This window comes from Maribacter sp. C-4077, assembly GCF_055378385.1.
The window spans coordinates 2458889-2471353 of record NZ_AP038807.1 but is presented as its reverse complement, the minus strand read 5'-3'; the positions used below and the strand labels follow the sequence as shown (position 1 = coordinate 2471353).

General features: G+C 42.1%; 10 protein-coding genes. 8 read left to right on the top strand and 2 right to left on the bottom strand.

Annotated elements, in window-relative coordinates; translation table 11 throughout:
• The first annotated feature begins 30 nt into the window (after window positions 1-30).
• The 8 genes from ACZ41C_RS10560 to ACZ41C_RS10525 all read left to right on the top strand — a co-directional run bounded on the left by ACZ41C_RS10560 (window position 31) and on the right by ACZ41C_RS10525 (window position 9545).
• Window positions 31-1311 carry a sugar isomerase gene (locus ACZ41C_RS10560; RefSeq protein ID WP_464561268.1) on the top strand — a complete coding sequence of 427 codons (1281 nt, stop codon included), beginning with the start codon at window positions 31-33 and terminating at the stop codon, window positions 1309-1311.
• A 3-nt stretch (window positions 1312-1314) separates the two neighbouring features.
• The gene (locus tag ACZ41C_RS10555) at window positions 1315-2685 is read left to right on the top strand and encodes an FGGY-family carbohydrate kinase (RefSeq protein WP_464561266.1); all 1371 of its coding nucleotides are present in this window, start codon (window positions 1315-1317) and stop codon (window positions 2683-2685) included.
• A 6-nt stretch (window positions 2686-2691) separates the two neighbouring features.
• A complete protein-coding gene (locus ACZ41C_RS10550) occupies window positions 2692-3843 on the top strand; it encodes an alpha-hydroxy acid oxidase (protein WP_464561264.1) in 1152 nt (383 codons plus the stop codon).
• Between the two features lie 19 nt (window positions 3844-3862).
• Window positions 3863-5272 (top strand): purine-cytosine permease family protein, encoded by a 1410-nt coding sequence (locus ACZ41C_RS10545; protein WP_464561262.1) that lies wholly within the window; start codon window positions 3863-3865, stop codon window positions 5270-5272.
• A gap of 235 nt (window positions 5273-5507) precedes the next feature.
• Window positions 5508-7088, top strand: coding sequence for a carboxylesterase/lipase family protein (locus ACZ41C_RS10540; protein WP_464561260.1), 1581 nt, complete (start codon window positions 5508-5510; stop codon window positions 7086-7088).
• Window positions 7089-7388: 300 nt separating this feature from the next.
• On the top strand, window positions 7389-7967 hold the full coding sequence (locus tag ACZ41C_RS10535) for a SanA/YdcF family protein (protein ID WP_464561258.1): 579 nt from the start codon (window positions 7389-7391) through the stop codon (window positions 7965-7967).
• Between the two features lie 96 nt (window positions 7968-8063).
• Window positions 8064-9257 (top strand): NRAMP family divalent metal transporter, encoded by a 1194-nt coding sequence (locus ACZ41C_RS10530; RefSeq protein ID WP_464561256.1) that lies wholly within the window; start codon window positions 8064-8066, stop codon window positions 9255-9257.
• Window positions 9258-9353: 96 nt separating this feature from the next.
• Window positions 9354-9545, top strand: a complete 192-nt coding sequence (locus tag ACZ41C_RS10525; RefSeq protein WP_138258731.1) for a hypothetical protein — start codon at window positions 9354-9356, stop codon at window positions 9543-9545.
• Window positions 9546-9548: 3 nt separating this feature from the next.
• On the opposite strand, the gene ACZ41C_RS10520 is transcribed toward ACZ41C_RS10525, so the two are convergent.
• Together ACZ41C_RS10520 and ACZ41C_RS10515 are read right to left on the bottom strand one after the other, a co-directional pair.
• Complete coding sequence (locus tag ACZ41C_RS10520) at window positions 9549-11468, bottom strand: OmpA family protein (protein WP_464561254.1); 1920 nt, start codon at window positions 11466-11468, stop codon at window positions 9549-9551.
• 10 nt (window positions 11469-11478) lie between these two features.
• Window positions 11479-12465 (bottom strand): PorP/SprF family type IX secretion system membrane protein, encoded by a 987-nt coding sequence (locus tag ACZ41C_RS10515; RefSeq protein ID WP_464561252.1) that lies wholly within the window; start codon window positions 12463-12465, stop codon window positions 11479-11481.

The window sequence follows — 12465 nt, the reverse complement described above, 5'->3', positions numbered from 1 at the left end:
TTGTGGAATTTCTCTATTTAATGAAAAGGTATGATAGTAAACAAATCAGATATAGCATCAGATAATCAAAAATCACTTCAAGACCATCAAGATAAATTTGATTTTTTGGCCAATTCTTTGGCAAAATCAGAAATTAATGTAGATGATCTTGTAAATAAACTGGCCGACTTCCAAGTGGCCATTCCCAGCTGGGCCCTGGGTGCAGGAGGAACGCGCTTTGGCCGTTTTTCCCATGGCGGAGAGCCAGGCACTTTGGAACAAAAGATGGACGATGTAGGAGTCATCCACTCGTTGACCCAAACAGCTGGAGCCATCTCGCTTCATATTCCTTGGGACATACCAACAGACTATGAAGCCATCAAACAAAAAGCAGCCCAACACGACCTTAACTTCGATGCGGTAAATTCAAATACTTTTCAAGATCAAAAAGATGCCAAGGAAAGTTACAGATATGGTTCATTAAGCAATACGAGCGATGCCGAAAGGGACCAAGCAGTACAGCATAATATAGATGTCATCAAAATTGGGGAGAAACTAGGTTCCAAAAGCCTAACGGTTTGGTTGGCCGATGGTATCAATTTCCCGGGACAGGGCAACTTTCAATCGGCACTTCAACATACGGAGGATAGCTTAAAAAAGATATACAATTCCATGCCCGAAGACTGGAGTCTTTTTATTGAGTACAAACCCTATGAGCCCAACTTCTACAGTACAGTAATTCAAGACTGGGGTACTTCGTTTATGTTGGCCAATGCTTGTGGCGATAGGGCGTATACCTTGGTGGATTTGGGGCATCATCTGCCCAATACCAATATAGAACAAATTGTGGCGACACTAATGCTAAAGGGAAAATTGGGAGGTTTTCACTTTAACGATAGTAAATATGGTGATGATGATCTTACCGTAGGCTCCATTAAGCCTTATGCCCTTTTCCTTATCTTCAATGAACTGGTGCAAGGAATGCAGCACAATCCCCAAAATCCCTATCCGGCTTGGATGATAGATGCTAGCCATAATATCAAAGATCCGCTAGAGGACTTGATACAATCATTGGAAGCCATTCAGGAAGCATATGCGAAAGCAATGCTTATCGATCAAAATAAATTAAGGGAAGCCCAAGCAGCGCATGATGTGGCACTTTGCCAAGAAATTATACAATCCGCCTACCGGACCGATGTAAGACCCTTATTGGAAAAAGCCCGATTGGCACGAGGCGGAGCCCTCTCACCTATTCGGACCTATCGAAACCTAAAAGTAAGGGAAACATTGATAAAAGAAAGAGGTCTTCATTCGGTAGCATCGGGACTTTAAGCTATGCAGAATGTAACGGCCATATTTGACATTGGTAAGACCAATAAAAAGTTTTTCCTTTTCGACGCCAATTTTCAGGAGGTGTATCGGGAATATACTTCATTCGATACCATTGAAGATGAGGACGGTCACCCAACGGAAGACCTACTGGCACTTCAAAGATGGCTAAAAGGTGTTTTTGACAGCATACTTAACGAAGGGAAGTTCAATGTAACCGCCATAAATTTCTCAACCTACGGTGCCAGCTTGGTGCATTTGGACGAAAATGGGGAAGTACTTACCCCTTTGTATAATTACACTAAACCCTTGGGAAACGAGATTATTGAATCGTTTTTTGAAAAATACGGTCCAGAAGATGAATTTGCAGCCATTACCGGATCCACAAATTCAGGGATGCTGAATTCCGGGATGCAACTTTATTGGCTGAAAACCAAAAAACCGGACCTTTTTAAAAAAATTAGATACTCTCTACATCTTCCTCAGTATATCAGTTACGTTTTTACGGGAATTCCACTAAGCGAATATACCAGTATTGGTTGCCATACAGCTTTATGGGATTATTCTAAAAAAGACTATCACTCTTGGGTTTATGCAGAAGGTCTTCATAAAATATTCCCTCCTATCGTTTCCACGGAGACCAGTATCAATATGAACTATAATGGAAAACGGATTAAAATTGGTGTTGGGATCCACGACAGTTCTGCGGCTTTGCTTCCTTATGTTCGAAGCATAAACAAAAAATTCGTCTTGGTTTCCACGGGCACATGGAGCATTACCTTAAACCCTTTTGAAAATGGCGTACTATCTAAAACTGAAGTAAAGCAGGATTGCATCAATTATATGCGGATCAATGGAAAGCCAGTGAAATCCACCCGATTGTTTTTAGGAAACGAGTATAGTCATCAGATTAAAATCCTATCGGAGCATTACCAAGTTTCCGAAGAATATCACACCTCGGTTGCATTTGATATGGAATTATATCTGAAGTTAAAAAAGGATTTTCAGCACAGGTTTTCATGGAAGGCTTTAAACAGTCCTGAAATGCCTACTAGAGCCATACTTAACTATGATACTTTTGAAGAGGCCTACCACCAATTGATGATGGAATTGGTGGAACTGCAAGTGAAAAGTATAAAAATGGCCCAAGGGGCTATGAGTATCAAAAGACTATATATTGATGGTGGATTCAGTGATAATGAAATTTATATTCAGTTGTTATCCGATGCCTTAAAAGATATGAAACTCAGAACAACGGATTCCTCCTTAGGATCAGCTTTGGGAGCAGCCATCGCAATTTCTGATGTGAAATTAAATTCCAAGTTTTTAAAGAATAATTACTCGTTAAAAAAACACGTACCTTTTATTACCAAATAAAAAGCAATGGCCAAAAATTTTGACTCAAATTATCCCTCGGTAGACGATTTAAGAAACAAAGCTAAATCTAGGGTCCCTAGGTTTGCCTTTGAATATTTGGACGGAGGCTGTAACGAGGATGTAAGTTTGGCAAGAAATACCAACGATATCCGCGAGGTGCAGTTAGAACCCAGATATTTACAGAATTATGGTACCAGCTCCACCAAGACCAAGGTGTTGGGAATGGAATTCGACGCACCTTTTGGGATTGCTCCAGTGGGATTACAGGGTTTGATGTGGCCCAACTCACCGGCCATTTTGGCAAAAGCAGCTTTCAAACACAATATTCCTTTCATTTTAAGTACGGTAACTACGATGAACATTGAAAGAGCGAGTGAGTTGACCGAAGGCAATGCCTGGTTTCAGTTATACAACCCCGTAGATGATGCCATTAGGGACGATATCATTAATAGGGCACAAGCCGCCGGTTGCCCAGTTTTGGTATTACTCTGTGATGTTCCCACATTTGGGTTCAGGCCCCGTGATTTTAAAAACGGACTGGCCCTACCTCCAAAAATGTCCATTGCCAACATCCTACAAATTTTTGGAAAACCTACTTGGGCATTCAATACCTTAAAATACGGACAACCCACCTTCGAAAACTTAAAACCATATACGCCAGAAGGGCTGAATTTAAAACAATTAGGGGCTTTTATGGACAAGACCTTTTCTGGTCGGCTTAATGCCGAAAAAATAAAACCCATACGGGACAAATGGAAGGGCAAATTGGTATTGAAAGGTGTGGCCTCGGAGCAGGATACCCAAGATGCCATTAAAATGGGCTTTGATGGAATCATCCTTTCCAATCATGGCGGAAGGCAATTGGATGCCGCACAATCCACCATTGGTACCCTACAGGACGTTGCCGACAAATATGGCAACCAAATAGAAATTATGCTGGATAGCGGCCTACGTTCTGGACCCGACATTGCAAGGGTCATGGCCAGTGGGGCCAAGTTTACCTTCATGGGCCGTTCCTTTATGTATGGTGTTGGTGCACTGGGGCCAAAAGGGGGTGACCACACTATAGGTATGCTGAAGACCCAATTTCAACAGGTGATGGATCAGTTATGCTGTGAAAGGGTCGAGGATTTACCAAACCATCTCATTAAACAATAACCAACCTAAACAATATTTCATGAGTCAGTTCAACATTGAGGAAGAAATCGAGGAAATCGCTGGCGGTGAGTTTGAAAGGGAACCCGTACCTCAATCCAAATTAAAAAACTGGAAAAGCTTTTTGGGCATGTATGCTGGGGAGCACGCCGCTGGAACCGAATTTGTAATCGGACCCTTGTTCCTTACTACCGGGGTCAGTGCCTTTGACCTCATCATTGGCCTATTGCTGGGAAACCTGATGGCCGTATTGAGCTGGCGATTCCTTACTTCGGAAATAGCCGTTAAAAGAAGATTGACCCTCTATTATCAGCTAGAAAAAATCTGTGGCAAAAAACTTGTCATTGCCTACAATTTGGCCAACGGTATTCTTTTCTGCTTTTTGGCAGGGTCTATGATTACCGTTTCGGCAACGGCGGTGGGCATCCCTTTTGATATGGAAATGCCAAAACTGACGGATACCATGCCCAACGGCATCACTTGGATAGTCATTGTAATGATTATTGGGGCAGTCATCTCCTTAATCGCCTCCAAGGGTTACGAAATGGTTTCAAGGGCCGCAAACTGGATGTCACCTGTAATTGTCCTCGCATTTTTAGTGTGTGGTTTTGTGGCACTCCAGCAATTGGGTGTACAAAGTTTTTCTGATTTTTGGAATATATGGGGCGATGGCGGTGACCCATTTCCCGGCCAAATCAAATATACTTTCTGGCATGTGTTCTTTTGGTCCTGGTTTGCGAATGCGGCCATGCACATAGGTATGTCCGACCTATCCGTTTTTCGCTATGCAAAAAAGGCAAGTTCTGGATGGACCTCCGCTGCCGGTATGTATGTAGGGCATTACATGGCTTGGATTGCCGCAGCACTACTATATGCGGTCTACATTAGGACTCCCGAAGCACAAAATTTATTGAATATGGGCGAGGCACCCTCCGTCGCACCAGGTCCCTTGGCCTATAATGCCATTGGGTTATTTGGAATCATAGCCGTAGTACTTGCCGGATGGACAACGGCCAACCCTACCATTTACCGGGCAGGATTGGCATTTCAGGCCATAATGCCCAAAACATCTACATTTTGGGTGACCATTTTGGCCGGTACCGTAGCGACACTGGCTGGCCTTTTCCCTGCCTTCGCCATGAAACTATTGGATTTCGTTGCTTTTTATGGATTTGTACTCGCTCCCGTAGGTGCCATCATCGTTTTTGAACATTTCTTCCATGAAAGAATGGGCATCGTCCAGGATTATGCCGAAAAGGCGAATTTGCAGTTTAATAAATCGGTGTTACTGGCATGGGCCATAAGCTTTGGGGTATTCTATTTTATATCCGTACAATTTGATGTGTTCCTGTCCTTTTTAACCTTACCTGCTTGGATTTGTTGTGGCATTTTATTTTTAATACTCAGTAAGAGGACACAAAGAACTATCTAAGAAATTAAAAAATTGAACATTTAAAAGGGAAAGAATAAGCACTTCTTTCTCTTTTATCATTTTATATATAAAAACACTGCCACATAAGCATTTTTGATTGTTAATTATTATGAATGTCATAGAGTTCTCAGAAAAACGATGTATTATTGTATCACACTGAGACAATAGAAAAATTAAAATCATGCAAAAACATATCTTATCACTTTTCGTAGTGTTTGCGTCTATAAATTTACTTATGGCCCAAGAAACAAACTCATTCCCAGTTCAAGTATCGATAGAAAACGGAATCATTGAGGGAAATTATGATACCCATTCCGGAATTCAGCGCTATTTTGGTATCCCCTTCGCCCAACCTCCTGTTGGAGACCTGCGATGGAAATCGCCCGAACCTGTTAAAAACTGGGAAGGTGTTAAGGAAACTAAAGCTTTTGGTCCTAGGCCGATGCAGACCATGGTCTTTGGGGATATGAAATCCCGTTCCAACGGGGTAAGCGAGGATTGTCTCTACCTAAACGTATGGACGCCTGCAAAAAGAGATACCAAAAACCTTCCGGTTTTGGTCTATTTTTTCGGCGGTGGCAACGTGGCAGGTGATGCTTCCGAACCTCGTTATGACGGGGAAAGCATGGCCAAAAAAGGAATTGTTGTAGTTACTACCAATTACCGACTCAATATTTTTGGTTTTCTTGCCCATCCGGAACTTAGTGCGGAAGCCAACTACAAGGCCTCTGGCAACTATGGCCTTTTAGATCAACATGCAGCCCTAAAATGGGTACAGAAAAACATAGCCGCTTTTGGTGGAGACCCAAATCACGTAACAATTGCAGGGGAATCTGCTGGATCCATAGGCGTAAGCCAACAAATGGCCTCTCCCCTATCCAAAGGGTTGATTGCCGGTGCCATTGGCGAAAGCGGAGCAGGAATTCATCCCACCATGGCACCCGTTTCTTTGGAAGAGGCGGAAAAAATCGGTTTGGAGTTTGCAGAAAAAATAGGCTATCCAACATTGGCGGAATTACGGAGTTTGAGTACCCGCGAAGTGTACGAACTTTATAATGAATCCCAAAGATTTGGCTTTCCAGCGGTGCTTGACGGGTATTTTCTTCCTAAAACGCTCCCAGAAATCTTTGAAAATGAGGAACAAGCCATGGTTCCCCTACTATTGGGATGGAACTCAGCGGAAATTCCTGGAATGGCATTTACACAAGGGCCATACACTGTAGAAAACTATACCAACAAAGTAAAGGAGGCCTATCCAAAAGACGTTAAAGAAGTACTGGAACTTTACCCTGCCAGTTCGGAGAAAGAAATAGAACTATCCGCCACGGCATTGGCCTCCGATCGTTTTATTTCCTACAGTACCTGGAAATGGTTCGATTTACACAGAAAAAATAGCGACCAGCCGGTATATCGCTATCTCTATAGCAAACTTAGGCCACCATTAGTGGACAATACCAGAGCCAGTGGTTTGGCAGGCGGTACCGTAGAAAGAGGTGAGGATGTCCCACCGGCACCAAAACCAGTGGGTGCACCCCATGCCTGTGAAATTGAGTATTGTATGGGGAACTTGTATTTGGTGGATGACTATGCCTGGACAGCTGATGATTTTAAGGTTTCCGCCGATATGCAGAATTACTTTGCAAACTTTATAAAAACAGGCAACCCCAATGGCGAAGGTTTACCGCAATGGGACGCGGCCACTGGAAAGGACGATACCCCACCGGTAATGGTCATAGATACAGAGAGTAAGTTGATCAACGCTAAAACTGATGCTCGTTATGAATTTCTCGACCAAGAGTATAGTAATAAAAATTAGAAATCTTTGGCCCTTTTGTAATGTTTAGATTAATAAAACTATTGTACTTAACGTAGTTCCCTTTGACAATCTTTAAGGTGGCGTTACCACTTTCGCCCTCTTGATTTTGACATTTCAGTATTTACTGCTATTGTATCGAGGGAATTTCGTAATTCTATAACCAAAAGAAGTTGGCTTCAAAAGAATACCTATTTTTGATAGTACCAATATTTCTTTACATTGATAAAGCATCTATATTCAGGTATAAGGAAAAGATTTTTACCCATTCTAATCTTTTTTGCGGGCATTATACTTTTATCCTTGATAGTCTGTAATATCCTGATCAATTCCTTTGCGGAGGGAAAAACGTATTCTAATCTTACGTCCATTCCTAAAAATAAAGTAGGAATAATTTTAGGTACTGCCAAGAACATCAAAGGGGGTGGTTCCAATCCATATTATGAATACCGACTGAAGGCAATCGTTTCCCTCTTTAAAGCCAAGAAAATTGAATTTATATTGGTAAGTGGGGATAACGGCAGTATTTACTACAATGAGCCTACTACCATAAAAAATGACCTAGTATCATCTGGTGTCCCAGCCGATAAAATTTTCCTGGACTATGCAGGTTTTCGCACTCTGGATTCCATGGTAAGGGCCAAGGAGGTTTTTGGACTAGATGATGTTACTGTAGTCTCACAAAAATTTCATAATGAACGGGCTATATACATAGCCCACAAAAATGAGTTGAACGCCATAGGATTCAATGCCGAGGACATCTCTTTGGAATCCGGTTTAAAAGTACAATTAAGGGAATACTTTGCCCGTGTAAAGGTCTTTATAGATTTGGCCCTTAACACCCGACCTAAATTTTCAGGGGATAAAATTAAAATCGAATGATTACATTCGTTTTAAAATAATTTTGGGTTCTTTTCATTCATGGGGACAATTCGAATTTTGATCAAGAATCTTGGGCCAGGCTTACTTTTTGCCAGCATGGCGATAGGCACATCACATTTGGTACTTTCCACAAAGGCAGGTGCACAATATGGTTGGATAATGATCATCCCTATCGTTTTGGCCAATGTACTCAAATATCCCTTTTTTGAATTTGGCGTTCGTTATACGAGCATAACCAACAAAACCCTTATTGAAGGGTATTTGAACCGAGGCAAAGGCTATCTATGGTTTTATGCTTTTATCACACTCTTTTCCACGTTTACCATTTTGGCGGCCCTTTACACAGTAACTGCCGGACTCTTTATAAATCTTTTTAAGATGCAAGGTATTTCCATAAGTATGGTGGCTCTAGGTCTCTTTGTGTTTATAAGTACTATACTAATTGTTGGGAAATACAAATTTTTGGAAATAAGCCTGAAATTTGTAATCAGCATTCTTTTTGTGGCTCTTATCGTAACTACGGCCCTTGTCCTTTTTAATGGGAAGACCACTGCAATCGTTGGTTTTGAACCCACACCTATTTTTAACGAGGTGGATATCCTTTTTTTGATAGGTCTTATGGGGTGGATGCCTACCACTGTAGAGGCGTCCAGTTGGGTAAGTCTTTGGAGTATCGAAAAATGGAAGACCCAGGACAAGCCAAGCCTAAGGGAGTCCCTTCAAGAATTTAATCTTGGCTATTTTTTCACAGGCCTGCTCGCCATTTTCTTTATGCTCATCGGTTGGTTTACCCTGTATGGTACCAATACCGTATTAAGTGATAATTCAGTTCAATTTGCGGATCAAGTCGTCCAATTGTTCACCACCCATATTGGCCCTTGGGCCTATATTTTCATTGCCGTATCCGCATTTGCTACCATGTTCAGTACGTGTATGACGGCCCATGATGCCGTAAGCCGTGTTAGTTTGGACATATTGGACTTGTTGTTTCCTAAACAAACCACTAGGCAAACCAAACTGAATTTTGCAGTAACAGTACTTGTATTAGCCGTTGTAAATTATATTGTGATTTCGGTTTTTTCAGCAAACATGGGGAATTTAGTGGCGCTGGCCACATTTGTATCCTTTGTGGTGGCACCCATCATTGGCTACATGAACTTGAAAAACGTAATGAGCGCCGATATCGACCCACGCTTTAGACCTGGTAGTGCCCTTCGTCTCCTAACCTATTTGGGCATTCTATTTCTTTCGCTTTTTTCCCTTTACTACTTCTGGATCGTGATTTTTTAAAACCACCTGGACCCTTTTAAATAGGAGTGTTTTGGGACGATTTGCGATTTATCCTTGATTTTTAGACCTTTGCACCTGACAAATGCTAAAGAAATCATGAAGCTTATTTCCATTAGAAGAAGAACAAAAAAAGAAAGAAGGTACACGCAAAAGATGGGCGTTCTTTACACCGATGTGACCTACATTAAAAAATACGCCGTAGGAATTCCCTTTAAGACACTCCGAAAATACAGAGGTACCTACTACGGTAAAATAAAGGAGTGTGACGATTGCGTATTGGCGAACTAAGCCCTAATTACTTACTACCTCGATCAAAGTCCGTTCGTTCTGTTTGTGAAGGAAGTCCAAGCAATACATCCCATTGGTACAGTTGTTCTTGATGTTTTCCTCACCATATCCTATGGATTCCAAAATGGTTTCTGAAGGGACGCCCTTGCTTACCAAATAATCACGAACGACATCCGATCTTTCCTGTGACAACTTTTGGTTGGTGGCATTACTGCCCCTACTGTCCGTATGGGTCTCTATGCGTAACTTAATATCGGGAAAGTTTTGTACCGCTTCCACTACCTTGTCCAGCTCCATGGTAATTTCGGGGGTCAAGGTGCTATTGCCTTTGGGGAAATAAAACTTTTTAAGTCGTACGACCTTTTTACCTTCAGTCTCCTCCACCAGGTCTTCCAATTGAAGTAAGCTTATGCTATATGGGCTTTTTTGGATTTCTTCCAATTGCTTACCAGAATAGGATTTTGAATATGCGGAAAACTCCCCTTTTCCAGATTGTACCGTGATTTCATCCTGCCAAGGTATTTCTACTGTAAAATCGCCATTTTCTGCACTATACAATTCCTTTAAGACATTCCCTTCATTGTCCAATAGTTTGATCTGTGCCTTACCGATTCCTTGGTTGGAGGAAGCGTCCACCACAGTTCCTCGGAGAGCAAACGTCTTAAGTCCGGGCATAGCATCCATGCGAAAGGCATAGATATCGTCACCACCCTTTCCGCCGGGTCTATTGGAGGCCAAATACCCCATATACGTATCGTTTTCCTGTTTGATGATGAACCCAAAATCGTCTTCCTTGGAATTGATGCCCTCACCCAGATTTACGGGTATGCCGTATACATCCCGACTTTGGATTCTGGATTTATAGACATCCATACCCCCTAGGCCATAAAAAACATCGGAAGAAAAATAAAGACTGCCGTCAAAAATGAAAGGCGCGATTTCGTTCCCAGGAGAATTGACCCGGGGACCCAGATTCACAGGTGCCGACATTACCTGGCCGTTGTTCGTGGATACGTAATAGAGATCTGTACCTCCATAACTATCATCAAAATTCGCGGCAAAATAGAGTCGGTCCGTTGCATCATCAAAAAAAGGATAATAGAATGATGTACTTAGGTTCTTTAGCAAAAACCTGAACTGCCCAGAGTTATAGGACATCCCCATCGCGAGTGAATTTTTCCCGTTTTCATCATAGGTCAACTCTCCTTCTTCAGCATTGGACAAAATATAAAAGAGTCTTTCGTTTTCCTCGGAATAAAAAGGTGTGGATTTATGGAACTTGGAATCGGGCACTTGATCGAACAACTGTACAACTCCTGTTTTACCGGTATCGCTTATGGCAACTTCATAAATATCCAAATAAGATTCTCCAGAAGGCACGTACACGCCTTTTGACTTTAAAGGCCTGCTGCTGCTGAACAAAAGCTTGTTTTTGTAAAAGGCGGGTGAAAAATCGGTCTGTGGGGAATTGATGGGCAGGTTGACAAGGTTTACGGTACTGGCATTATTGGCACCCGTTTCCAATATTTGAAAGTTGAACTCGGCGTTGTCCATCAATTCATTGGACAACACCGGGGATTTTGACCGCAGGAAAGTCTGTACGCGCTCCTTGTTGGAAGTTTTTGACAAGCTTTGCAATAATTGGTTGAATTGAAGCACGGTCATTATGGAGTCCTTTTTATTGACTTCCTGATAGATTTCCGATGCATTTTTATAATTCCCAACCTTAAAATAGGAATCGGCCAAATTCAACAATTGCGAATTGCTCAAGGAACCTTTTTGTTGTTCTTTTTGGTATTCTGTTATCGCCTTTTGATATTGATATCCGTAGAAATAATTATCGCCCTTGGAATTTTTGCCCTGCGAAAATAATAAGCTGGGAAGGGCAATGAATAACAAGAAAATATATGTTGTAACCTTCATATTCTTCATATTAGAAAAATCTTGGAGAATCAATTTGTTTGGGTTTACCCTTGGCACCTTTCGATTCCTTATCGGCGGAGCCACCAGAACCTCTTCCCAGATAGAACTTAAGTATGACCTCGTGGGAACCGCTGTTGAACTCCCCCAACGGATTGGTATTGTAATCGTATGAATATCCAATAAAAGTACCATTGGAAATCTGGAAGCCTGCCAAGCCACTGAACGCATTGTCCACCCGATACGAAGCGCCCAAGGTGAGTACATCACTTATTAGGAAATTGGTGGAAATATTGATGTTCACCGGAGCTCCGGACAAGGTATTGACCAAAAATGCCGGTTTAAATTTGAGTCCGTCCGAAAGGTCAAAAACATAGCCCCCAATAAAGTTGAACTGTAGCTTGTCCTCTACGATGGAGGCCACATCGTCATTATAAATGCCCTCCGTTAGAAAATTGGGCACCGATGCTCCCAAATACCATTGATCTGCATACAGGAACAGACCGGCCCCTATAGTGGGATAAAATCTGGTAATTTGCTCCTGATTTAAAGGTTCACCGGGGTTTTCAAAGGTTCCTTTGGAAAAATCCACATTCAGAAAAGAGCCGCCCGCATCCATACCAAAGGACAATTTTGTCTCATCCGATAGATTTACCTGATAGGAATAGGATAGGTCCGCATAGGTCTGGGTCACAGGGCCAAGCTGGTCATTGACCACGTTGAATCCCAGCCCCATCGTTTCGTTGCTCAATGGAAGGTTTGTACCAATCCTGATTGTTCGAGGTGCTCCGGGAATATCGATCCATTGTGCGCGGTACAAGGCAGCGATTTCGGGTGTTTCAACGGTCCCCACATACGCCGGATTGAAACTCCCAATGTTATACATATACTGTGTGTACTGCGGTTCCTTTTGACCGAAAACCGTATTTGAAACGAGAAATACACCTAGGACGAACCCAAGGATACTACCGAATGTTGCTCTGTTCTTTAGGTATTCCAT